The sequence below is a fragment of the Pseudomonas sp. RIT288 genome (genome assembly GCF_000631985.1).
In the GTDB taxonomy this organism is placed as follows: domain Bacteria; phylum Pseudomonadota; class Gammaproteobacteria; order Pseudomonadales; family Pseudomonadaceae; genus Aquipseudomonas.
Genome location: NZ_JFYN01000008.1, coordinates 121324 through 145973 on the forward strand (window position 1 = coordinate 121324; position 24650 = coordinate 145973).

A 24650-nucleotide genomic window follows, 5' to 3' on the forward strand; every position below is an offset into this window, starting at 1 on the left:
GCAGGCGCCCCACTCTCACGGGATCATTTGAATTCGACAGGGAAACCGATCGCCGGCGACGGCAGGTCGACACCGAACCACTGCTTGAACGACGCCGCGTAAGTCGGGAACTCAACGCCGGTCATGGCTTCATGCAGGGCGGTGTTGACGAAATTCAGCCAGTCCTGATCGCCGCGTTTGACTGCGCAGGCGTAGGTCTGCGGACTCCAGGCGTAGGTCGGGCTGCGGTAGCGGCCAGGGTTCTGCACCATCAGGTATTTGACCGACGACTGATCGGTCGCAGCGGCATCGGCGCGGCCGGAGTTCACCGCCTGATACATCAGGTCAACACTGTCGTACTGGTCGACCTTGGCCTTGGGCAGCGCCTGATGCACCAGTTCTTCGGCGTAGACGTTTTGCAGCACGGCCACGGTAACGCTGTCACCAGCTGCCTGCAGGTCTTCGATTTCCTTGTATTTGCTGTTGGCCGGCAGCAGCAGGCCGACGCCTTCGCGGTAGTACGGCAGCGTGAACGCTACTTGCTGCGCACGGCTGGCAGTGACGGTGATGAACTGGCAACTCATATCGACCTTGTCAGTCAGCAGGTTGGGAATCCGCGCGTCGGAGGACTGCACGACGAATTCGACCTTGCTCGGGTCATTGAACAACCCCTTGGCCACCATCCTGGCGATGTCGATATCAAAGCCCTGCAACTTGCCGTCCGCACCCTGAAAGTGCCACGGCGCATTGGTGCTGCCGGTGCCGACAATCAGCTTGCCCCGGGCCAGAACACTGTCGAGCTTACTGTCGGCTGCCTGGGCCAGGCCCATCACAGCGGACGAAGCCGCAAGAACAAAAATACACGCTTTGAACAACGAAGGACGGCGATGCATGGCAAGCACTCCAGGATGATGTTTATTCCGCTATACCGGAACACGGTTTGTTACTACGGAATAGACAGCAGAAAGTGTGCCACAGGAATCAAAGGGAATCTGTAGCGGAGTGAAATGTTTTTAGAATCAATGGGATGCGAATAGCCTCAGGGAGGTGTTACTCGCTATGGATTTCTCAGACGCTACCGTGGGCCACATCGCTCGGGTACTCGGGCCACATTTGAGTGCGCACTCACCGAAAACGCGCACGGTCTAGTGTCAACTCTGACAGTAGAGGAAAGCTGCCCATGGGATTAGCGTCAGCAACGTTGAGAATGCGTCTTCAAGGAGGTTCCCATGAGTTCGACGACTCGCTTTCCAGACCTGCCTGCTACCTACCGCAAAGCCCTGAAAACCTGGCGCCCGGTGATCCTGTACTTCGCCAACGAACACTGTCCTGCCTGCGAATGGGCCGGGCCGGTGTTTCGTGAGGTGGCCGAGCCGTACCGGCATCGCGCCAATATCTACATGCTTAACACCCGTGAGTCGCCACGCCATCCGTTGGTCACCGGCACGCCTACCGTGCTGTTCTACAAGAACGGCAAGTTGCTGAAGAAGCTCAAAGGGATTGGCACGGAGGAAACACTGACGGCGGACTTTGCCCGGCATATTGGCAGGACCAGGGCAACGGTGGTGCAGCAGAAACCACGGCATGACCTGGGCTGGCTGCGTCGCACTTTGCGAAACCTTTGCACCATCCCGCGTGCGCAGTCACGTCGACAGCACGCGACATCCCTGTAGGAGCTGCGGCACGCTGCGATCTTTTGATCTTAAAAAACAAAATCAAAAGATCGCAGCGTGCCGAAGCTCCTACAGGGGGAGATCGGTATTCAAGCGGTATCGCGCACCAGCAACACTCGCGTCACCCGTCGTTCCTCAACGGCTTTGACGGTCATCTGCCAGCCTTCGTACTGCAACTGATCGCCAATCATCGGCAAGCGGTCCAGCAGGCTCATCACCAGTCCGGCCAAGGTCTGATAGTCCTCGGTCGGCTCAGCGCCAAACCCGGTGCGCTGGCGAACACGGGTCAGGTTCAATGCGCCGCTGACGATGAACCCGCTCTGCTCCTCGATCACGTCCGGACCTTCGATTTCGCTGGCATCGGGCAGTTCGCCGGCAATCGATTCGAGGATGTCGGTCATGGTCAACACACCGACGAAGTCACCAAATTCGTTGACCACGAAGGCGATGTGGGTCGACGCCGAGCGCATCTGTTCCAGCGCATTGAGGATCGAATAGTTGTCGAGCAGGTTGATGGTCTTGCGCGCCAGGTGCTCCAGATTCGGCTCGGTACCGGCCAGGTATTCCTTGAGCAATTCCTTCTTGTGCACGAAGCCCAGCGGCTCATCCACCGCGCCGTCGCGAATCAGCGGCAGACGCGAATACGACGAGTGCATCAATTTTGTGCGAATCGTCTCGGCGTCGTCGGCCAGATCGATGGCGTCGACGTCGGCACGCACGGTCATCAGGTTCCGAATCGGCCGCTCGGCCAGTTGCAGCACACCGCTGATCATCACTCGCTCACGACGGTCGAACAGCTCCGCACTTGGGGCTTCACCGTCATCCAGCAGGTCGGAGATCTCCTCGCCAACCTCTTCCGCCTCCAGCTTGCGCCCGCCCAGCAGACGCATCACCGCGTGGGCCGTGCGTTCACGTATGGGACGCAGGCCTTGCATCGAACGTTTGCGTCGGGCTCGAGCGATCTGGTTGAACACCTCGATCAGGATCGAGAAACCAATCGCCGCGTACAGATAGCCTTTCGGGATGTGGAAGCCCAGACCTTCGGCTGTCAGGGCAAAACCGATCATCATCAGGAAGCCCAGACACAGCATGATCACCGTCGGGTGCGCATTGACGAAACGGGTCAGCGGCTTGCTGGCGACGATCATCAGGCCGATGGAAATGATCACCGCGATCATCATCACCGCCAGTTCATCGACCATGCCGACGGCGGTGATTACCGCGTCCAGCGAGAACACCGCGTCGAGCACCACGATCTGCGCCACGATCGGCCAGAACAGCGCGTAAGCAGCGTTGGTCGAGCGCTGGCCGACGTGGCCTTCGAGTCGTTCGTGCAGCTCCATGGTGGCCTTGAACAACAGGAATACACCACCGAACAGCATGATCAGGTCACGACCGGAGAAGCTCTTGTCGAACACCTCGAACAACGGCTGCGTGAGGGTCACCAGCCAGGAAATACTCGCCAACAGGCCCAGGCGCATGATCAGCGCCAGCGACAGGCCGATGATCCGCGCACGATCGCGCTGATGCGGCGGCAGCTTGTCCGCCAGGATCGCGATAAACACCAGGTTGTCGATACCCAGCACCAGTTCCAGCACGATCAGAGTCAACAAGCCTAACCAGGCCGTGGGATCCGCTAACCATTCCATAAAATGTCTCGATCTCTCTTCAGTGAATTCAGGCTGCCGGACACGGCAAAGTGCAACGCGAAGGCTCTGAAGCCGCGTTGTCAACGATAGACGGAAGTCGGAAAACCGGATGCTGCGAGTACGTCAAGACCGCGCCATGGCGCGAGGAGAAGGTACGACTGGGAGGCTCCAAGAGGGTGTTCATGCAAATCCTGAATGAAAAATGGCCTTGGAGCGTACAGGCTCTGACGACAATTCCTACAGCGCGAAATCATTTCAAAATCTGTATCAACTGGCCACTGTCCCCCGTAGGAGCTGCCGCAGGCTGCGATCTTTTGATCTTGACCTTAAAAAAACAAAGTCAAAAGATCGCAGTCTGCGGCAGCTCCTACAGTGGCTGTCATCGTCCGGCAAAGCGCAATCGTGACAACTGGCGTAAGTCGCCCTCTACGTAATAATCGTTGGTCCAGCTGTCATCCACCGCCAACGGACTCACCTGCTTCAATTCAAGCTTCTTCGCGAAATAGCGAAAGCGGTAATGCTCGTAGAAGCGCAGCAGTTCCAGGCCGTAACGATCGGCCAGATCGGTGTCGCCGCGAATGATCAGGAAGTTCTCGTCATTGCCGTTACTGGCCGAGGTGCTGAAGTTGTGGCTGCCACTGATAATCGTCGGGGTATCGCTGGTGAAATCGGTGACGACCGCTTTGGTGTGCACCAGCAGATTGCCCTTCTGGCCTTTCATGTTTTCCTTCAGCCAGCCTTCCAGACCGGTGTTCAGCAATGCCGTAGCGGCGAATTCGGCGGAGCGATCGGCGTGAAATCCGGTTATACGGCTCGCGGTATTTTGCAGGCCGTAACGCAAGATATCGTCATGCGGTTTGCCGAGCAGCGCGTTGAGAATCGCGTCCGGCAAGATGAACGCCGTGACAAACAGCACGTCCTTCCTGGCCGCCTCAATGATCTCGACAAACTCACGCAAATCGCCGCCACCGCTGCGTGGCGAGAACCCGGCGAACAGCGGTTGCGTGGGGTCCATCGGATTGTGCCCGGTGATCCAGTTGCGCGTCGCGCCGACGTCGGCGGGGTTGGCCCAGACCTCTTCGAACACTTGCAAATACCGCGCGGCAATCATCACGTCGTCGAGCGTATGCACCACGTTGGCCTGGCGATAAACACCGTTGGCGGTGAAATTGGTGCTGCCGCACAGCACGGCTTGCGGTTGCCGCTGACCCGCGCCATCGACGCGGCTGAGAACAATGAATTTGTCGTGAAAGATGTTATGGGTGACCCGGCCGCGCTTGTTCACCGCCGGCAATTTGGCAAGGTTCGTTTCGTTCAGGGTCGTATCGGGATCATCAGGCTGGGCGTGATACAGCACGCGCACCTGAACCCCACGGGCAAATGCCGCATTCACTGCGTCGATGATCGCCTGCAACTGATACTCGTAGATCGCGATGTCCAGCGCCCACTGCGCGTCCACCGCACGTTCGATAAAGCCCAGCAATCGCTCCAACAGCCCGTTCTCCAGCCACAGGCGCGCCGCGTCGGGCCAGGCTTCGATGGGCAGGCTCTTGTTGGCGCTGATCTGCGCGTCGAGGTCGGGAAACTTGCGCTGGAAAGCCTGACTGGCGGCCACGGCACGGTTGAAGATCACGCTCTGGTTGGCCGGATGACCGTCGTCACTGGTGATGCTCAGCGCCAGTGATTCGCCCAGTTGCGGCGCGTCCGCCGTGCCGTAGGCCAGGTGCACGCGATAGTGCATCGTCGTGCCCGGATTGACCGCGTAATCGGCCCAGCGGAATTTCTGCAGCGGCGCTTTATCGCTGGGCGTGGCGTGGTATTGCGCGAAGGTGTGAGCCTTGCCGGGGAACGTCAGGCTGTTGAACAGGAACAACCACGGTTTGTCGCCCTGCTGCTTTTCGATGGCAAACCCGAGCAAACCTTTGCGCCGGGGTTCGGCCAGGTCCATGGCGAGCAACACGCCGTTGGTGCCAGCATAGGCTTTGACGCGAAAATCGTCCTGAGGATTGGCGACCAATACCCGCATGGTTCACTCCTTGTGATTGGGCTGGGCTGGAGCATAGAGCAGCGCTGCGGTTTTTGGTGATCCTGCATGATCCGAGGCGATGCCATCGCGAGCAGGCTCGCTCCCACAGAGTAAGCGGTGTTCACCAACCTTGTGGGAGAGCAGCGCTGCGGTTTTTGGTGATCCTGCATGATCCGAGGCGATGCCATCGCGAGCAGGCTCGCTCCCACAGAGTAAGCGGTGTTCACCAACCTTGTGGGAGAGCAGCGCTGCGGTTTTTGGTGATCCTGCATGATCCGAGGCGATGCCATCGCGAGCAGGCTCGCTCCCACAGAGTAAGCGGTGTTCACCAACCTTGTGGGAGAGCAGCGCTGCGGTTTTTGGTGATCCTGCATGATCCGAGGCGATGCCATCGCGAGCAGGCTCGCTCCCACAGAGTAAGCGGTGTTCACCAATCTTGTGGGAGCGAGCCTGCTCGCGAAGAGACCCGCTCAGACTTCACATATCATCAATATGCCGATAATCCGCATTCAGCGCCGCCGCCAAGTCCCGCGCCCGTGCCAGGCGGATCGGTCCACGCTCGATGTCGATCAACAATCCCGGACACTCCAGCGGCGACAACCCGGACAGCTCCTTCAAACGCCCATCCGTCACCACCAGCATGCGCTGCTGTTCGGCCGGGAAGCGCTTTTTTCGCTGCATCAGCCATTGCTGCGCCTGCGCCAACGCCGCCACCAATGGCGTGCCACCGCCCGCCCCCAACGCCTCCAACCAGACGCGCAGGCCACTCGACGCCTTCAACCCTTGCACCTGCCATTTCGGTGCACTGCCGCTGGCGGTCAGCAATGCCAGCCGTGCCCGCTGCCGATACGCGTCATCGAACAATTGCGCGAGCAGGCCTTTGGCATCACTCAGCGCCTGATGCCGACGCGTGGAAGCCGAAGCATCGACGATCACCAGCCACAATTCATGGGCAGTACGTGTGCGCAGTTGGAACTGCAGATCTTCATGAGCCTGCGGCCGACCGTTGAGCAGCGTCGCCGGCCAGTTCACCAGGCCGCTGCGCGCAGCGTGACGCTTGCCCTGGCGTCCGTGGTCGAGGCGTCCGGCGTGGGGTCTGGCATTCGCCCCCGCGTCGGATCGGGGACGAATGCCGGTTACTTTTTTGGCCAGCTCGGTACTTCGCGGCGAGCCCCCGTGGCCAGTGCCGGGGCGGGCATATCGCCCCACTGCCCCTGCCCCTCGCTCGGGTCGATTTGGGTATTGGCCGAGGTTTGCGCGGGTGGCTGCGGACTGGAAGAAGAGGACTCTTTACGGCGATGACGCAGGGCGAATTCCGCCACGGCATCGATGTCCTGCTCGGCAATCGCTTCGGCGCCGCGCCATGCCGCGTGCGCACGGGCCGCCCGCAGCCAGACCAGATCGGCACGCAAGCCATCGACACCCGCCGCAAAGCAACGCTCGGTGATGCTCGCCAACGCGTCGTCATCCAGCGCAATGCTCGCCAACAGGATGCGCGCCTGTTCACAGCGTTCGCGCAGCGCTTGCTGCTGAGCTTCCCACTGCGCGCAGAACGCCTGGGGATCGCTGTCGAAGTCCAGTCGGCGGCGAATGATCTGCCCGCGCTCGATTGGTGCGGTGTGGCCGCTGAGGGCGACGTTCAGGCCGAACCGGTCGAGCAGTTGCGGACGCAGTTCGCCCTCTTCCGGGTTCATCGTGCCAATCAATACAAATCGCGCCGAATGTCGATGGGAGATGCCGTCGCGCTCGATCAAGTTAGTGCCGCTGGCCGCCACATCAAGCAGCAGATCCACCAGATGATCGGGCAACAGGTTGACTTCATCGACGTACAGCACGCCGCCGTCAGCCTTGGCCAAAACACCGGGAGAAAACTGCGCACGGCCCTCGCTCAGCGCGGCGTCGAGATCGAGGGTGCCGACCAGACGTTCTTCGGTGGCGCCCAGCGGCAGCGTGACGAACTGACCGCTCGCCAGCAGATCGGCCAAGCCACGGGCCAGGGTCGATTTGGCCATGCCGCGCGGGCCTTCGATCAGCACGCCGCCGATTTTCGGGTCGATGGCGGTGAGGCACAGCGCGAGTTTCAGGTCATCGGCGCCGACCACGGCGGAGAGCGGGAAATGCGGGGTGTCGGTCATCTTCGGTACTCGGTCATGGTCGGTGATCTTTCGAAAATCGTTGGGAGCCACGTTGATCCCTGTGGGAGCGAGCCTGCTCGCGAAAGCGGTGTGCCAGCTACAAAAATACTGTCTGACACGACGCCTTCGCGAGCAGGCTCGCTCCCACAGAGTGAGGCGGTGTGTCAGGTGTCTTCTTCTATATCCAGCAGCAGGTTTTCGAGGGCTTCTTTATAGGCCCCGGGTTCCTGCCACATCCCGCGCTGCTGCGCTTCGAGCATGCGCTCGGTCATATCACGCAGCGCATGCGGATTGTGCTCGCGGACAAAGTCGCGGGTCGCCGGGTCGAGCAAGTAGGCGTCGGCCAGCAACGCGTACTGATGATCGTCGATCAGTTGCGTGGTGGCATCGAAAGCGAACAGGTTATCAACCGTCGCCGCCAGTTCGAACGCGCCTTTATAGCCGTGACGCTTGACCCCGTCGATCCATTTCGGATTGGCCGCTCGCGAGCGGATCACCCGATTGAGTTCTTCTTTCAGGGTGCGGATTTTCGGCAGGTCCGGCTGGCTGTGATCGCCGTGATAACTGGCTGCCGCTTCGCCGCGCAGGGTTTCCACCGCCGCGAGCATACCGCCCTGAAACTGGTAATAGTCGTTGGAATCGAGCAAGTCGTGCTCGCGATTGTCCTGGTTCTGCAGCACGGCCTGCACCTGACTCAGGCGCTGGACGAACTGTTCGCGGGCGGCGGTGCCTTCGTCAGAACCACCGTACGCGTAGGCGCCCCAGTTCAGGTAGACCTCGGCCAGATCTTCGCGGCTCTGCCACAGACGCCCATCGATGGCGCCCTGTACGCCCGCGCCATAGGCTCCGGGTTTGGCGCCGAAAATCCGCCAGCCGGCCTGGCGCCGCGCCGCATCGGCATCCAGCCCCGATTGCAAAAGCGCCTCGCGCTCGGCACGCACTTTCGCCGCCAGCGGGTTGAGGTCATCCGGTTCGTCCAGCGCCGCCACCGCTTGCACAGCCGCGTCGAACAGGCGAATCAGATTGGCAAAAGCATCGCGGAAGAAGCCCGAGACCCGCAGCGTGACATCGACCCGTGGCCGGTCGAGCAGACTCAGCGGCAGAATCTCGAAATCGTCGACGCGCTGACTGCCGGTGGCCCACACAGGACGCACGCCCATCAACGCCATGGCCTGCGCGATGTCGTCACCGCCGGTGCGCATCGTCGCGGTGCCCCACACCGACAGGCCGAGCTGGCGCAGGTGATCGCCGTGATCCTGCAAATGCCGTTCGAGAATCAGCGTGGCGGACTGGAAACCGATGCGCCACGCGGTGGTGGTCGGCAGGTTACGCACGTCCACCGAGTAGAAATTACGTCCGGTGGGCAGCACGTCGAGACGGCCACGACTGGGCGCGCCGCTTGGCCCGGCGGGGACGAAGCGGCCGTTCAGGGCGTCAAGCAGACCGCGCATTTCAGCGGGGCCGCAGGCGTCGAGGCGTGGGGCGACGACTTCGCTCAGGTTTTCGAGGATTGCGCTCACTTCAGTCCACCGCGGTCCCTGTAGGAGTGAGCCTGCTCGCGAAGGCGGTGTATCAGTGAAAGATGCGTTGGCTGACACGCCGCCTTCGCGAGCAGGCTCGCTCCCACAGGGGATTTGTAGTACTTGGGAGATCAGGTGGGTGGCGAACAGTTCGAGGCGTTCGCGGGTGTCGCCGGCGGTGCGCCAGGTTTCGTCGCTGACGCTTTGCAGCTCCGCCGGGCGCGGGCCGTTCCACGGATCGGCAAGCGCACAATCCAGTGGATCAAAACCCAACTCGAACGCCTTGGCCAACGCCCGCAGCAGACTCGACTGCGCCCCCTTGCCGTCGCCACGCGGGATGCGCAGTAACGCCAGTAGCGTGTCGATGCGCAAACGTCCGGTCGGCGACTCGCCGAAAATGTGCAGGCCATCGCGGATCTGCGATTCCTTCAGGTCACACAGGTAGGTGTCCAGACGCGGCAGCCAGATCGCTGCGTCGGCGTCGCTGTCCAGACCGGCGTCGAGTTGCAGCTCACGGTCGATCTGCGTCTCGCGCACCAGTTGCAGAATGTCGCGCTGCAGCTCCCGCGCACGACGCGGATCGAGCAACTGAGCCTCGTAATATTCGTCGGCCAACAGTTCCAGATTGCGCAGCGGGCCATAGGTTTCGGCGCGGGTCAGCGGCGGCATCAGGTGGTCGATGATCACCGCTTGCGTGCGCCGTTTGGCCTGGGCGCCCTCGCCCGGGTCGTTGACGATAAACGGATAGATGTTCGGCAGCGGCCCGAGCAGTGCGTCCGGCCAGCAATTCTCCGAAAGGCCGACGCCCTTGCCCGGCAACCATTCGAGGTTGCCGTGCTTGCCGACGTGAATCACTGCGTGCGCACCGTAGGTGTTGCGCAGCCAGAAATAGAACGCCAGATAGCCGTGCGGCGGCACCAGATCCGGGTCGTGATACACCGCGCTCGGATCGACCTGATAACCGCGCGCCGGTTGAACGCCGACGAAGGTCAGGCCAAAACGCAGCCCGGCGATCATCATCCGCCCGTCGCGGCACATCGGATCGTTTAGCGGCGCGCCCCAGCGTTCCAGCACTGCCGCGCGATTGGCTTCCGGCAGCGCATTGAACATCGCCAGATAGGCGTCCATCGCCAGGCTTTGCTGGCACGGACGCAAGTCGATGCTGTCGAGGTCGTTGCTGACGCCGCCGAGCAATTGCTGAATCAGCTCGGTGCCGCTGTCCGGCAACTCCGCCGTCAACGGGAAGCCTACCGCCTGTAACGCGCGCAGGATATTCAACGCCGCCGCTGGCGTGTCCAGGCCGACGCCGTTGCCGATCCGACCATCGCGGGTCGGGTAGTTGGCGAGGATCAGCGCGATGCGTTTTTCCGCGTTCGGCAGTCGCGCCAGATCGCTCCAGCGCCGGGCCAGTTCGGCGACAAAATCCATGCGCTCGGGTTGCGCCCGGTAGCAGACCACGTCGGACTGGCTGCGCTCGCTGCGCCAGGCCAGATCCTTGAAGCTGATCGGCCGGCTGATGATGCGCCCGTCGAGTTCCGGCAAGGCGATGTGCATCGCCAGATCCCGTGGCCCCAGGCCCTGCTCGCTGTCACGCCAGCCCGGCTCGTTGTCCTGGGCGCAGATCGCCTGAATCACCGGAATATTGCGCCGGAACGGGCGCAGATGCGGCGCTTCCGGACTGGATTGCGCGAAACCGGTGGTGTTGAGAATCACCGCTGCTTCGACCTCGTCCAGCCAGTCCTCGACCACACTCAGACAGCCTGGTTCTTTCAAGCTGGCAACCGCGATCGGCAACGGATTGAGCCCCGCCACCTGCAAGCGCTGGCAGAACTCGTCGATGAACGCGGTGTTCGCCGCTTGCAAATGCGAGCGATAAAACAACACCGCCGCGACCGGTTGACCGGGCAGCCATTCGGCTTGCCAGTCGCTCAGTGCGGCGGTGTTTTTCTGTGGCTGGTAAATCGCCGTGCGCGGCAGCGCTTGCGGCTCGCCCCAGGCGTAGTCGCGCGCCAGCCAGCGGTTGGCCAGGCAATGGAAGAAGTCCAACGCATTGCCCATGCCACCCTGACGCAGGAACTGCCAGAGGCGGTCGCGATCTTCGGCGGGTACGGTGCTCAGGTCGCTGAGTTCCGGGTCCGGACGATCATCGCCCGGCACCAGAATCACCTGCACCCCGCGCTCGGACAACTCCACCAGTCGCTCGACGCCATAACGCCAATAAGCGATGCCGCCATGCAGCGAAATCAGAATGACCTTGGCGTGACGCAGCACTTCATCGACATACAGATCGACCGAGGCGTGATTCTGCACCTGCATCGGATTGGCCAGGCGCAGGCTCGGGTAATCCTCGGGCAATTGCTGCGCGGCTTCGGCGAGCAGCGCCAGGCTGGAGTCGCCGCTGCACAGGATCACCAGCTCGGCGGGGGTTTGTCCAAGGTCGGCAATGTTGTCATCCGACACGAAACCGCCGGGCTGGGTCCTGAGCAGGTGCATGGCTTAAACGCTGAGCGCGGCGCGCAGTTGCGCTTCGAGTTGCGCGGCGTCGAGTTCCTGACCGATCAGCACCAGACGGGTGACGCGCGCTTCGTCAGCGCCCCACTGGCGGTCGAAGTGCTTGTCGAAACGCGTGCCCACGCCCTGGATCAACAGGCGCATCGGTTTGTTCGGAATCGCCGCAAAGCCCTTCACACGCAGGATGCCGTGCTTGACCACCAATTGCGTCAGCGCGTCGAGCAGCAGGCTTTCATCGGCTTGCGGCAGTTCGATGGAGATCGAATCGAAGGCGTCGTGATCGTGGTCATCGTGGTCGTCATCGCCGTCATGGTGGTGATCGTGATGACTGTGGCGGCTGTCGATGTGCTCTTCGGAACCGGCACCGAGACCGATCAGCACGTCCAGCGGCAAGCGACCGTTGCTGGCTTCGATGATCTTCACTGCTGGCGGCAGTTCTTCGGCGACTTCAGCGCGCACGCGAGCCAGGTCTTCCGGGCTGGTCTGATCGGCTTTGTTGAGGATCACCAGGTCGGCGCTGGCCAATTGGTCGGCGAACAGTTCGTGCAGCGGCGACTCGTGATCCAGGTTCGGATCGAGTTTGCGCTGGGCATCGACCTGATCCGGGAACGCGGCAAACGTGCCAGCGGCCACGGCCGGGCTGTCGACCACGGTGATCACCGCATCAACGGTGCAGGCGCTACGGATTTCCGGCCATTGGAACGCCTGCACCAGCGGTTTTGGCAGGGCCAGACCGGATGTCTCGATCAGGATGTGATCGAGGTCGCCGCGACGGGCAACCAGTTCACGCATCACCGGGAAGAACTCTTCCTGCACCGTGCAGCACAGGCAACCGTTGGCCAGTTCGTAGACGCGGCCGGTGGCTTCTTCTTCAGTGCAGCCGATGGTGCATTGCTTGAGGATCTCACCGTCGATACCCAACTCGCCGAACTCGTTGACGATCACCGCGATGCGGCGGCCCTGAGCGTTGTCGAGCATGTGCCGCAGCAAGGTGGTTTTGCCCGAGCCGAGGAAACCGGTGACGATGGTGACGGGGAGTTTGGCCAGTGTTTTCATCGGATGCCCTTTGGCAAGGTGGCGGGCATACGGGACGAGATCCGCTGCGAGCGTGCGCGCGGAAGAATTCGCCACCGGATCACCCCGCCCGGTTGTAGTGAGAAATCTGTGACGAGGCAGGTCTCCTGGCTGACGGTGTTCGGGCCTTGGGCCCGGCATTCGCTGCGCCTTCCCGCGGGCTCTGTGGATTGAGCTGGCAGTGGCGTGGCAACGAACTTCACCGTTCACAGTTGCGGGGGCAGCCGCGGCTTTGACCGCGTTCCCTTCTTAGCTTCGGCGTGGGCCGAAGAACCTCGAAGGCGCAAGGCTACGCATCGGGTGGTGACCGGTCAATGGTTGGATTGGGGACATATCCGTTGCTGCGGGTGTTGCTGCTGGCGGTTTCGCTCTTACAGCGAGTCACCTTTTCCAGACGCCGAGTTATAGGTTTTGGGTGGATTGGGGGCTTATCCGTTGCTGCGGGTGTTGCCGCTGGCGGTTTCGCTCTTACAGCGAGTCACCTTTTCCAGACGCCGAGTTATAGGTTTTGGGTGGATTGGGGGCTTATCCGTTGCTGCGGGTGTTGCCGCTGGCGGTTTCGCTCTTACAGCGACTCACTTTTCCAGACGCCGAAAAGTAAGCAAAAGGCTTTGCCCCCGGCGTACGGCACTTCGCTTAGGCTCAGTGTTCCCTCGCTACGGTGTCCATCCGGGGGCATCGCCTACGGTTTGCTTCGCTGCACCTCCTCTCGATGTATGCGGCTACGCCGCATGGCGCTGCGCGCCTAACCCCCGGATGGACACCTTCGCTCGGCCTGCCGAAGGGGCTGAAGATCAAAAGCCACATCAAGAGCCAAAGCCAAAGCAGATCAAAAGATCGCAGCCTTCGGCAGCTCCTACATGGGATTGGGTGTGTTCAGTTGGAGTTTGGTCGGCTGTCAGGCCGCCTTCGCGAGCAAGCCCGCACACAGTTGGAATGGGTGTGTTCAGTTGGAAATTGGTCGGCTGTCAGGCCGCCATCGCCAGCAGGCTGGCTCCTACAGTTCAGATTGCGTGCTGCCCCTGCGGCGGAGCCGCCCCACTCAATGGCCGAGTGTCAGCTCGCCGAAAGCTTTTGATCTGAGGGCCCGTCGGCAGGCTGAGTGGAGGGATTTATCCGGGGGTGGGAGCGTAGCGACCGTTTGGCGCAGCCAAACACAGCGAGAGGAGGTGCAGCGAAGCAAACCGTAGGCGCTGCCCCCCGGATGAATCCCGGAGCGAAGGAACCCGAGCCCAGGCGAGGGCCGAACGTCAGGGCACAGACTTTTTGGTTACTTTTGGGGCGTTTGCCAAAAGTGACCCGCCGTAAGGGCGGAACCCTAAGTGGCCGTTACCGCAGCAATGGATATCCCCCCATACCCATCCGATTGACTCAAATCCCCAACCCATGCTCTCCTACACAACTTGTTACGGGTGCCCTTCACAGGGTGAAACGGGAAACCGGTGAATCATGTGCTTTACTCAAAGCCATGTCAGTCCGGTGCTGCCCCCGCAACGGTAAGCGAGCGAAGCGTCAGATCCACTGTGCCCATGCGGCATGGGAAGGTGACGCTTGCAGGTCGGCCAGACGCCAACCCCTCGTGAGCCCGGAGACCGGCCCGCAACACACAGTGCGCATTTTGCGTCGCTGAACATAACAAACCCGCGGTGGGCGGGCGCTGTTCGAAGCTCTGCGTGCCCGACTCGCAGGGGTTTTCTTGCGCTCCATACACCCGCTGACACTCCAGAGGGAAGCGCCATGTCGATCATCAGCAGCACCGGCAGCAACACCGACAAAATCTCCAGCACCGCCACCTTGAGCCAACGCCTGACCGCCGCGATTTTCGCGTCGATCCTCGGTGCCGGCCTCGTCTACTTCGCCGGTTTCTCGCACATCGAAGCGGTGCATAACGCCGCCCACGATACCCGCCACAGCGCTGCGTTCCCGTGCCACTGAGACCTGCCGACATGATCAAGCGTATCGCGCAAACCGCAGGTTTCACCGGCCTGCTGGCCGCACTGCTGCTGACCTTGCTGCAAAGTTTCTGGGTCTCGCCGCTGATTCTGCAGGCCGAAACCTTCGAGAAATCCGAACCTGTGGCCGTTCACGAACACGCCGCCGGCACGGCCGCACACACCCATGACACCGAAGCCTGGGAGCCGGAAGACGGCTGGCAACGCGTGGTCTCGACCACCGGCGGCAATCTGGTGGTGGCAGTCGGTTTCGCCCTGATGCTGGCCGGCCTGTACACCCTGCGTGCACCGACCAAAACCTCGCAAGGCCTGCTCTGGGGCCTGGCCGGTTACGCGACCTTCGTGCTCGCGCCGACCCTGGGCCTGCCGCCCGAACTGCCGGGCACCGCTGCAGCCGACCTGGCTTCGCGGCAAACCTGGTGGATCGGCACCGCCGCTTCCACTGCTGTCGGCCTGGCGTTGATCGTGTTCAGCCGCCACTGGTTGATGAAGCTGCTGGGCGTGGCGATCCTGGCCGTGCCGCACGTGATCGGCGCACCTCAACCGGAAGTGCATTCGATGCTTGCCCCTGAAGCACTGGAAGCCCAGTTCAAAATCGCTTCGCAGTTGACCAACGTGGCGTTCTGGCTGGCCCTGGGCCTGATCAGCGCCTGGTTGTTCCGCCGCAAAAGCGATGGTCAATACCACGCATGACCGATGACCGCGCAGCACCGACCTTCGTGGTCGGCCTGGGCTGCCAGCGCGGCTGCCCAGCCAGTACGCTGCGCGCGTTACTCGATCAGGCGTTGCAGGCGCATCGTATAGAACTTGAAGCGGTCAAGGCCTTGGCCAGCATCGATCTTAAACGCGATGAACCCGGCCTGCAGGAACTGGCCAGCCAATTGGCGCTGCCGCTGTTGTATTTCAGCAGCGACGAACTGGCCAGTTACCAGCAGCGACTCAGCCACCATTCTCAGATTGCCTACGAGCGCACCGGTTGCTACGGCGTGGCGGAAAGTGCCGCTCTGGCCCTTGCCGAGCAGTTGATTCAGGCACCGGCAAAATTGCTGATTTCCCGGCAAAAATACGCTCAGGCAACCTTGGCATTGGCCGGCGCTGCGTAAATTCCCGATAATCCCCCTGTTTGATCATGAGCAATCTTCATCTGAAGCGTTGCCCTGCCCCGTTTTTCACAGGATTTCTTCATGACCGTCTACTTCATCGGCGCCGGCCCCGGCGACCCGGAATTGATCACTGTCAAAGGCCAGCGGCTGATCCGCAGCTGCCCGGTGATCATCTACGCAGGCTCGCTGGTACCGGCTGCTGTGCTGGAGGGGCATCAGGCCGAAACCGTGGTCAACAGCGCCGAATTGCATCTGGAGCAGATCATTGAATTGATCAAATCCGCGCATGCCAATGGCCAGGACGTGGCGCGGGTGCACTCGGGTGATCCGAGTCTGTATGGCGCGATTGGAGAGCAGATTCGTTATCTGCGTGAGCTGAATATTCCGTTTGAGATCATTCCCGGCGTGACCGCGACCGCAGCGTGTGCGGCGTTGCTTGGCGCGGAACTGACACTGCCGGACGTGTCGCAGAGCGTGATTCTGACCCGCTACGCCGATAAAACCGCCATGCCGGCCGGTGAGGAATTGGGCAGCCTGGCGCAGCACGGCGCAACCATGGCGATTCATCTGGGGGTCAACCATCTGCAGAAAATTATCACTGAATTGCTCCCGCATTACGGCTCGGATTGCCCGATTGCGGTGATTCACCGGGCGACGTGGCCGGATCAGGATTGGGTAGTGGGGACGCTGGCGGATATTGCCGGGAAGGTTGCGGCCAAGGGGTTTCGGCGTACAGCGTTGATTCTGGTGGGGCGGGTGTTGGGCAGTGAGGTGTTTAGCGAATCGTCGCTATATCGCGCGGGGCATGCACACCTCTACAGGCCCTGAAAGCAATTGTGGCGAGGGAGCTTGCTCCCGCCGGATCGCGGAGCGATCCCAAAACCAGACAATCCATTCATCACGGGTAAATGCATTGTCCGGTTTGTGACTGCTCTGCAGTCAAGCGGGAGCAAGCTCCCTCGCCACAGCGCCGTTTTTCATGTTCGCAGCGAACACCTTAGTAGTAGGCGTTTTCTTTCTGCGTGTGGTCGGTCACGTCGCGAACGCCCTTGAGCTCAGGAATACGCTCGAGCAAGGTGCGCTCGATGCCTTCCTTCAGGGTCACGTCGGCCTGGCCGCAGCCTTGGCAACCGCCGCCGAACTGCAGCACGGCAATGCCGTCTTCGACCACATCGATCAGGCTGACCTGACCGCCGTGGCTGGCCAGCCCCGGGTTGATTTCGGTTTGCAGGTAGTAGTTGATGCGCTCATTGACCGGGCTGTCGGCGTTGACCATCGGGACTTTGGCGTTTGGCGCCTTGATGGTCAGCTGGCCGCCCATACGGTCGGTGGCGTAGTCGACAACGGCATCGTCGAGGAACGCTTCGCTGAACGAGTCGATATAGGCAGTGAAGCTTTTCAGCCCCAGCGCCGTGTCTTCAGGTTTCTCTTCGCCCGGCTTGCAGTAGGCAATGCAGGTTTCGGCGTACTGGGTGCCAGGCTGGGTGATGAAAACGCGGATGCCGATGCCCGGGGTGTTCTGCTTGGAGAGCAGATCGGCCAGGTAATCGTGGGCGGCGTCGGTAATGGTAATAGCGGTCATGGAAACTCCTCGCAGGCTTGGGCGCAGTTTACGCCAATCATTGCGCCGGACAAAGTCCTAGTATTTTTGTCGGGAAAGATTCTCGACAGATGCACGCACCGGTTCGCCATCGATCCGCGCTTTAAGCCACTGATAGCTGCGTTTTTCCACCCATTCGTAGCTCAACCATGACCCCACGCCGATCGCCAGAACGCAGATGATGAACATCAGATACGGGTTGATCCCGAAGCGCCGCGCGATAAAACCACCGGCCGACAGCACCAACACGTGCATCAGATACACCGAATAAGAACAGTCACCTAGCAGCTTCATCACCCGGTTACGCTCGACGTAGCGCTCCAGCGCCATGCAGGCCATCACCAGCACCGCGCTCGGCACGCCCCAATTCAATAGCCTTGGCGCCGGCGCCAGGTGATAGATCGCCATCACGGCGGCCCCCATCGCCAACAGCGGCAACCACAGGCCGGCGCTTATCCAGCCCCGGCGATACAGCACGCCAATGCCGATCCCCAGCAAAAACTCGTAGACGATGTCCGAACGGTAAAACTCGTTGAGCCAGCCGAACGCCTGACACGCCGAAAACAGCAATGCGGCGACCACCAGTAAACGCACCTGCCAGCGGAACACCAGCGCGCATGCAAACAACACATAAAAAAGCATTTCGTAGTTGAGCGTCCAGCCGACATTCAGCGTCGGATAGATCCCGTAGCCGCCGGGGTTTTGCGCAGGAATGAATAACAGCGACGCGAGGAAATGCACCCAATCCACGGTCTGATCCGGCAGCATCGGCCGCGCGAACAGCACCAGCAACGCCATCAACAGCGTGTACAGCCAGTACGCCGGGACAATGCGAAACAGCCGATACAGCAGAAACCGCGCCGGGGGCAGCGCTTTGCTTTCGGTGGACAGGAAAATCACCAGGCCACTGATGACGAAAAAGACATCGACGCCGACTGCGCCTTTGTCGATAAAGAACTGTCCGACCGGGCCGCGCGCCTTGAAGTCGAAAAAAATCTGCATGAAGTGGTGGCAGACCACCGTCCACGCGGCAAGCGCCCGCAGGGCCTGCACTGAAATCAACATTGAAGGCTCCCGTCCACAATTCCTGAAACACCAACGGCCCCCTGTAGGAGCTGCGGCACGCTGCGATCTTTTGATCTTGAGGTTAAAAGATCAAAAGATCGCAGCCTCGCTGCACTCGACAGCTCCTACAGGGGCTTTGCGGTGTTGCCTGGAGTTGGGACAGCAGGTTGCTCTCAAATGATCAAAGATTCTGGTAGCGGTTCATGTCCAGCACGCCCTCTTCCACCGGATCGGTTTCGTGCAGGTATTGGCTCAGGTCGTGGAAATAGAACCAGAATTGCGGATGACTGCGACGTATCCCCCAGCGTTCGACGATTTTCTCGAAACGATCGGCATCCTTGGCATTCTCCATGGCATCGACAAACTCCGGCACTTGTTCGGCTGGAATGTTGAAGATGAAATTCGGATAGCTGCTCAGTACGCCCGGGTAGATGGTCAAGGTGTCCAGCCCTGGCTGATAGCGCAGCGACTCGCCCAACAGAAACGCCACGTTACTGTGCGCACGGTTGCGCAGCAGGCTGTACATCTCGCGTTTGCCGCTACGGGTTTCGATGCGCAGCATGGTTGCTTCCGGCAATTGATCGATGACCTTCAAACCGGCGGCCGGACGCGATGTCAGGCGACTCAGCGCCTGCTCGGCATTCTGCAGCGCCGGGTCGATATTCGGCCGCGAGCAGTACGCGCCGTCACAGCGGTTGATCGGATCCGGTCGCGCATTCAGATCGCCGTAACGCGCCAGCAACTGCATGGCGAAGTCGTATTTCGGGTCCTTCGGATCGAGTTTCAGCGCGGTCGGCTTGTCGTCGTCGATAGCCTCATAGTCGAGCCACATCTTGAACTGGCCGCCGCTTTGGTACCAATCGTCGAGGTAGTCCTCGCGGGAATCGGCCGGCATCAGGCGCAGGAAGTTCTGTTCGGCGCCGTTGCGGATCAGGTCGAAATACAAACGGGTCTGCGCCTGATGGGAGACGTTGCCGAACACATCGAAGTTGACCGCCAACTGATAATAGGTGCGCTCCAGCAGCGGATAGTCGAACAGCCACATGGTCTGCGGCACCTCGCCGATCAGGCCTTTGGTCACCGAAGCACTGTCGAAGTGGCGGAAAATGCTCAGCAGCGCGTTGTCGTTACCGGCCCACAAGGTTGACCAGCTCGGTGCCGGCAGTTCGGCGTAGCTGTCACGGCGCAGGGCTTCGTATTCGTTGCGCTTGTTGCGGTAGTTGTGCCACAGGCTCAGCACACTGCCGACGTCGTCGTTCTGCCCGGGCATTGCCAGCAACGGCGTGGCCTGGCCACGATAGTTGGGATCGGTGATGTACAGATCATGTTCCGGAGCCTGGAACAGCGCCCAGAAGTTATCGCGGATCACATCCGTCGCAATCTGCCCACGACACACTGGCCCGCGAATAAAGGTGCGCACGAAGTATTCGGCGTTATCGAGCATGAACTGATAACGCGCCTGCGCCGGAATCGCCTCGAAGGTGGCGAACGGGTTGGCCCGGCTCTGCGGGCCGTATCCCGGCAACGCATTGACCTGCCAGTTGCCGCTGTAGAACAGGCTCTTGATCCGCGCCATCTTCGCCGCACTCAGCGGATAGGTGATGTGGGTCTTGTGCACGATCACCCCTTGTACCGGCCACAAGCGGTAATACACCTGAGTGCCCGGGTCGTCATTCGGACGACGAGTGGCGATCAGGTCGATCGGCTGCCCTGTCGGCGTGCGCGAACGCACCCACTGGAAGTAGTGCCCCGGTTCGCCGTCCTTGAAATAAAGGTGCGCGAGGAACCAGTGTTCGAACAGCCAGCGCCCGACCAGACTCTGCCGCGCCCCCGGCGCATTGAGCAGGTTTTCCCACTGGACGATTTGCAGCGCTTCTTTGGCGCTCGGCGCCAGCCCCTGCTCGTCGATCGGAGCACCGGACGCCAGCCAGCGTTGCAGGGTCTGGTATTGCTGATCGGTCAGCCCGGTCACCGCCAGCGGCATGCCTTCTTTCGGGTGGGCGCCGGCATAGCCGTCAAACTCGGCGGGCATCGCGCACATGTTTTCCCGTTGCAGGCCGAGGACGATATCTTCCGGCAGCTTGGCATTCGGGGTCAGCGGGGTTTTGTGGCCCAGTTCCAGCATCCGCGCCATCAGCGCCGCCTGGCTGCCCTGGGCATCGAGTACCGAATAAAAGCCCTTCTGCTGCCAGGCACGTTTGCCGAAGGCGTCGTAGAACAGCCGAGTGGTCGGCGCTGCCTGAGTGCGTTCGCCATCGTAGACTGGCATCTTGCTCGCGCCCCGCCCTGCGCCTTCGCCGCTGCCCAGATTGAGCTGGCACGCCGAGTCGTAACAGGCGTGGCAGGCCACGCATTTCTCGGTGAAGATCGGCTGGATGTCACGCGTATATGAAATCGCGGATGAGATCGCGGGTTCCTGCGCAATGGCGCCCCAGCTTAAAAACAGCATGAAAATGCTGATGACGCGGTACGACATGCCCTTGATCCCGATCCTGAAAAAAACGCCCGCGATTCTACAGTATGACGCCCGTACCAACATGAACGATATTCATGCAAAAGGAGCATGTGCTCCAAAAGCGCACAGGTTTGTTATGATCCCGGCCCTTCGTCATGGTCTTTTCGAGTAGTCCCAATGTCCGATCGCAGCGTCCGCCTTCAAGCTCTCAAGCAAGCCCTCAAAGAGCGCATCCTGATTCTCGACGGCGGTATGGGCACGATGATCCAGAGCTACAAGCTCGAAGAGCAGGATTATCGCGGCAAACGCTTTGCTGACTGGCCGAGCGACGTCAAGGGCAACAACGACCTGCTGGTGATCACTCGTCCCGACGTGATCGGCGGCATCGAAAAGGCCTATCTGGATGCCGGCGCCGACATTCTGGAAACCAATACCTTCAACGCCACGCGCATTTCCATGGCCGACTACGGCATGGAAGAGCTGGCGTACGAATTAAACGTAGAAGGCGCGCGACTGGCGCGCAAGGTGGCCGACGCCAAGACCGCCGAGAACCCGGACAAGCCGCGTTTCGTCGCCGGCGTGCTCGGCCCGACCAGCCGCACCTGCTCGCTGTCGCCTGATGTGAACAACCCCGGCTACCGCAACGTCACCTTCGACGAACTGGTCGAAAACTACACCGAGGCCACCAAGGGCCTGATCGAAGGCGGCGTGGATCTGATCCTGATCGAAACCATCTTCGACACGCTCAACGCCAAAGCCGCGATCTTCGCCGTGCAAGGCGTGTTCGAAGAGCTGCACATCGAACTGCCGATCATGATTTCCGGGACCATCACCGATGCGTCCGGCCGTACCCTGTCGGGCCAGACCACCGAAGCATTCTGGAACTCGGTGGCCCACGCCAAGCCGATCTCGGTCGGCCTCAACTGCGCGCTCGGCGCCAGTGAACTGCGTCCGTACCTGGAAGAACTGTCGAACAAGGCCAGCACCCACGTGTCGGCGCACCCGAACGCCGGCCTGCCGAACGAGTTCGGCGAGTACGACGAGTTGCCGGTGGACACCGCCAAGGTCATCGAAGAGTTCGCCCAGAGCGGTTTCCTCAACATCGTCGGCGGTTGCTGCGGCACCACCCCGGGCCACATCGAAGCCATCGCCAAAGCCGTGGCCGGTTACGCGCCACGGCAGATTCCGGACATTCCCAAGGCCTGCCGCCTGTCGGGTCTGGAGCCGTTCACCATCGATCGCAGCTCGCTGTTCGTCAACGTCGGCGAGCGCACCAACATCACCGGTTCCGCCAAGTTCGCCCGTCTGATCCGTGAAGACAACTACACCGAAGCCCTGGAAGTCGCCCTGCAGCAGGTCGAGGCCGGCGCGCAGGTGATCGACATCAACATGGACGAAGGCATGCTCGATTCGAAGAAGGCCATGGTGACCTTCCTCAATCTGATCGCCGGTGAGCCGGACATTTCTCGCGTGCCGATCATGATCGACTCCTCGAAATGGGAAGTGATCGAAGCCGGTCTGAAGTGCATTCAGGGCAAGGGCATCGTCAACTCGATCAGCATGAAAGAAGGCGTCGAGCAGTTCATCCATCACGCCAAACTGTGCAAACGCTACGGCGCTGCGGTGGTGGTGATGGCGTTCGACGAAGCCGGCCAGGCCGACACCGAGGCGCGCAAGAAAGAAATCTGCAAACGCTCCTACGACATTCTGGTCAACGAAGTCGGCTTTCCGCCGGAAGACATCATCTTCGACCCGAACATCTTCGCCGTGGCCACCGGCATCGAAGAACACAACAACTACGCTGTGGACTTCATCAACGCCTGTGCCTACATCCGCGACGAGCTGCCGTATGCGCTGAGTTCCGGCGGCGTGTCCAACGTGTCGTTCTCGTTCCGTGGCAACAACCCGGTGCGTGAAGCGATTCACTCGGTGTTCCTGCTGTACGCGATCCGCGCCGGCCTGACCATGGGTATCGTCAACGCCGGTCAGCTGGAGATCTACGACCAGATCCCGCAGGAGCTGCGCGACGCCGTCGAAGACGTGATCCTCAACCGCACGCCGGAAGGCACCGACGCCCTCCTCGCCATCGCCGACAAGTACAAGGGCGACGGCAGCGTCAAGGAAGCCGAGACCGAAGAGTGGCGCAGCTGGGACGTCAACAAGCGTCTGGAGCATGCGCTGGTCAAGGGCATCACCACGCACATCGTCGAAGACACCGAAGAGTCGCGCCAGTCGTTCGCGCGCCCGATCGAAGTCATCGAAGGCCCGCTGATGTCCGGCATGAACATCGTCGGCGACCTGTTCGGCGCCGGCAAAATGTTCCTGCCGCAGGTGGTGAAATCCGCCCGCGTGATGAAACAGGCCGTGGCGCATCTGATCCCGTTCATCGAACTGGAAAAAGGCGACAAGCCGGAAGCCAAGGGCAAGATCCTGATGGCCACGGTAAAAGGCGACGTGCACGACATCGGCAAGAACATCGTCGGCGTGGTGCTGGGTTGCAACGGCTACGACATCGTCGACCTCGGCGTGATGGTTCCGGCGGAGAAGATCCTCCAGGTCGCCAAGGAAGAAAAGTGCGACATCATCGGCCTGTCCGGCCTGATCACCCCGTCGCTGGACGAGATGGTCCACGTTGCCCGCGAAATGCAGCGTCAGGATTTCCATCTGCCGTTGATGATCGGTGGCGCGACCACGTCCAAGGCGCACACCGCCGTGAAGATCGAGCCGAAGTACAGCAACGATGCGGTGGTCTACGTGACCGACGCCTCGCGTGCGGTGGGCGTGGCGACGCAGTTGCTGTCCAAGGAACTCAAGGCCGGTTTCGTCGAGAAGACTCGCCTGGAATACGTCGATGTGCGTGAGCGCACCGCCAACCGCAGCGCCCGTACCGAGCGCCTGAGCTACGCGGCGGCGATTGCCAAGAAGCCGCAGTTCGACTGGGCGAACTACGCGCCGGTCAAACCGACCTTCACCGGCACCCGCGTGCTGGACAACATCGACCTCAACGTTCTGGCCGAGTACATCGACTGGACGCCGTTCTTCATCTCCTGGGACCTGGCCGGCAAATTCCCGCGCATCCTCGAAGACGAAGTGGTCGGTGAAGCCGCCACCGCGCTGTACAAGGATGCGCGCGAGATGCTCACCAAGCTGATCGACGAGAAGCTGATCAGCGCCCGTGCGGTGTTCGGTTTCTGGCCGGCCAATCAGGTGCATGACGACGACATCGAACTGTACGGCGATGACGGCCAGCCAATGGCGCGCCTGCATCACCTGCGTCAGCAGATCATCAAGACCGACGGCAAACCGAACTTCTCGCTGGCCGACTTTGTCGCGCCGAAAGACAGCGAAGTGACCGACTACGTGGGTGGTTTCATCACCACCGCCGGCATCGGCGCCGAAGAAGTCGCCAAGGCCTACCAGGACGCTGGCGACGACTACAACTCGATCATGGTCAAGGCACTGGCCGACCGTCTGGCCGAGGCCTGCGCCGAATGGCTGCACCAGCAAGTGCGCAAAGAGCACTGGGGTTACGCCAAGGATGAGGCGCTGGACAACGACGCGCTGATCAAAGAGCAGTACTCCGGTATCCGTCCGGCACCGGGATATCCGGCCTGCCCGGATCACACCGAGAAAGCCACGTTGTTCACCCTGCTCGATCCTGAAGCCAGCGAAATGCGCGCTGGCCGCAGCGGCGTGTTCCTCACCGAGCACTACGCGATGTTCCCGGCAGCGGCGGTCAGTGGTTGGTACTTCGCCCATCCGCAGGCGCAATACTTTGCCGTGGGCAAGGTCGACAAGGATCAGGTGCAGAGCTACACCTCGCGCAAAGGTCAGGAGCTGAGCGTGACCGAGCGCTGGCTGGCGCCGAACCTCGGTTACGACGAATGATCGCAGCGGTCAGTCCCCGG

The 24650-nt window shown here is 61.2% G+C and carries 16 protein-coding genes and 2 riboswitches; of the genes, 6 read left to right on the plus strand and 10 right to left on the minus strand.

Translation table 11 applies throughout. The features are described from left to right. Window positions 1–23: 23 nt before the first annotated feature. Complete coding sequence (locus tag BW33_RS09625; RefSeq protein WP_047598581.1) at window positions 24–872, minus strand: transporter substrate-binding domain-containing protein; 849 nt, start codon at window positions 870–872, stop codon at window positions 24–26. 336 nt (window positions 873–1208) lie between these two features. On the opposite strand from BW33_RS09625, the gene BW33_RS09630 reads away from it, so the two are divergent. Beyond that, window positions 1209–1652, plus strand: a complete 444-nt coding sequence (locus tag BW33_RS09630) for a thioredoxin family protein (protein ID WP_047598583.1) — start codon at window positions 1209–1211, stop codon at window positions 1650–1652. 89 nt (window positions 1653–1741) lie between these two features. On the opposite strand, the gene BW33_RS09635 is transcribed toward BW33_RS09630, so the two are convergent. The 6 genes from BW33_RS09635 to cobW all read right to left on the minus strand — a co-directional run bounded on the left by BW33_RS09635 (window position 1742) and on the right by cobW (window position 12549). Next, window positions 1742–3301, minus strand: a complete 1560-nt coding sequence (locus BW33_RS09635; RefSeq protein WP_047598585.1) for a TerC family protein — start codon at window positions 3299–3301, stop codon at window positions 1742–1744. A gap of 379 nt (window positions 3302–3680) precedes the next feature. Beyond that, complete coding sequence (locus BW33_RS09640; protein WP_047598587.1) at window positions 3681–5327, minus strand: phospholipase D-like domain-containing protein; 1647 nt, start codon at window positions 5325–5327, stop codon at window positions 3681–3683. Window positions 5328–5804: 477 nt separating this feature from the next. Further along, a complete protein-coding gene (locus tag BW33_RS09645; RefSeq protein ID WP_081794197.1) occupies window positions 5805–6536 on the minus strand; it encodes a vWA domain-containing protein in 732 nt (243 codons plus the stop codon). Further along, window positions 6464–7462 (minus strand): ATP-binding protein, encoded by a 999-nt coding sequence (locus BW33_RS09650; protein ID WP_047598589.1) that lies wholly within the window; start codon window positions 7460–7462, stop codon window positions 6464–6466. Before BW33_RS09650 ends, BW33_RS09645 begins: the two co-directional genes overlap by 73 nt. Window positions 7463–7626: 164 nt before the next feature. After that, the gene (cobN, locus tag BW33_RS09655) at window positions 7627–11475 is read right to left on the minus strand and encodes a cobaltochelatase subunit CobN (protein ID WP_047598590.1); all 3849 of its coding nucleotides are present in this window, start codon (window positions 11473–11475) and stop codon (window positions 7627–7629) included. A gap of 3 nt (window positions 11476–11478) precedes the next feature. Continuing rightward, complete coding sequence (gene cobW / locus BW33_RS09660; protein WP_047598592.1) at window positions 11479–12549, minus strand: cobalamin biosynthesis protein CobW; 1071 nt, start codon at window positions 12547–12549, stop codon at window positions 11479–11481. Between the two features lie 98 nt (window positions 12550–12647). Beyond that, window positions 12648–12860: riboswitch (cobalamin riboswitch) on the minus strand. A gap of 1100 nt (window positions 12861–13960) precedes the next feature. Continuing rightward, window positions 13961–14182: riboswitch (cobalamin riboswitch) on the plus strand. A 122-nt stretch (window positions 14183–14304) separates the two neighbouring features. Here cobW and BW33_RS09665 point away from each other — a divergent pair. The 4 genes from BW33_RS09665 (at window position 14305) to cobM (ending at window position 16450) form a co-directional block, all read left to right on the plus strand. Next, window positions 14305–14502 carry a CbtB domain-containing protein gene (locus BW33_RS09665; protein ID WP_047598594.1) on the plus strand — a complete coding sequence of 66 codons (198 nt, stop codon included), beginning with the start codon at window positions 14305–14307 and terminating at the stop codon, window positions 14500–14502. An 11-nt stretch (window positions 14503–14513) separates the two neighbouring features. Beyond that, the gene (locus BW33_RS09670; RefSeq protein ID WP_047598595.1) at window positions 14514–15212 is read left to right on the plus strand and encodes a CbtA family protein; all 699 of its coding nucleotides are present in this window, start codon (window positions 14514–14516) and stop codon (window positions 15210–15212) included. Beyond that, window positions 15209–15622: a cobalamin biosynthesis protein gene (locus tag BW33_RS09675; RefSeq protein ID WP_047598597.1), complete on the plus strand. Its 414-nt coding sequence runs from the start codon at window positions 15209–15211 to the stop codon at window positions 15620–15622. The genes BW33_RS09670 and BW33_RS09675 overlap by 4 nt, the downstream gene beginning before the upstream one ends. Window positions 15623–15703: 81 nt before the next feature. Continuing rightward, window positions 15704–16450, plus strand: coding sequence for a precorrin-4 C(11)-methyltransferase (cobM, locus tag BW33_RS09680; protein WP_047598599.1), 747 nt, complete (start codon window positions 15704–15706; stop codon window positions 16448–16450). Window positions 16451–16619: 169 nt separating this feature from the next. Here cobM and nfuA read toward each other — a convergent pair whose 3' ends face one another. The 3 genes from nfuA to BW33_RS09695 all read right to left on the minus strand — a co-directional run bounded on the left by nfuA (window position 16620) and on the right by BW33_RS09695 (window position 20763). Continuing rightward, window positions 16620–17204: a Fe-S biogenesis protein NfuA gene (nfuA, locus tag BW33_RS09685; RefSeq protein WP_003225494.1), complete on the minus strand. Its 585-nt coding sequence runs from the start codon at window positions 17202–17204 to the stop codon at window positions 16620–16622. Between the two features lie 57 nt (window positions 17205–17261). After that, window positions 17262–18287 carry an acyltransferase family protein gene (locus BW33_RS09690; RefSeq protein ID WP_047598601.1) on the minus strand — a complete coding sequence of 342 codons (1026 nt, stop codon included), beginning with the start codon at window positions 18285–18287 and terminating at the stop codon, window positions 17262–17264. Window positions 18288–18468: 181 nt separating this feature from the next. Next, on the minus strand, window positions 18469–20763 hold the full coding sequence (locus BW33_RS09695) for a fatty acid cis/trans isomerase (RefSeq protein ID WP_047598602.1): 2295 nt from the start codon (window positions 20761–20763) through the stop codon (window positions 18469–18471). 156 nt (window positions 20764–20919) lie between these two features. Here BW33_RS09695 and metH point away from each other — a divergent pair, with 156 nt between their 5' ends. Next, a complete protein-coding gene (gene metH, locus BW33_RS09700) occupies window positions 20920–24630 on the plus strand; it encodes a methionine synthase (RefSeq protein WP_047598604.1) in 3711 nt (1236 codons plus the stop codon). Window positions 24631–24650: the final 20 nt, after the last annotated feature.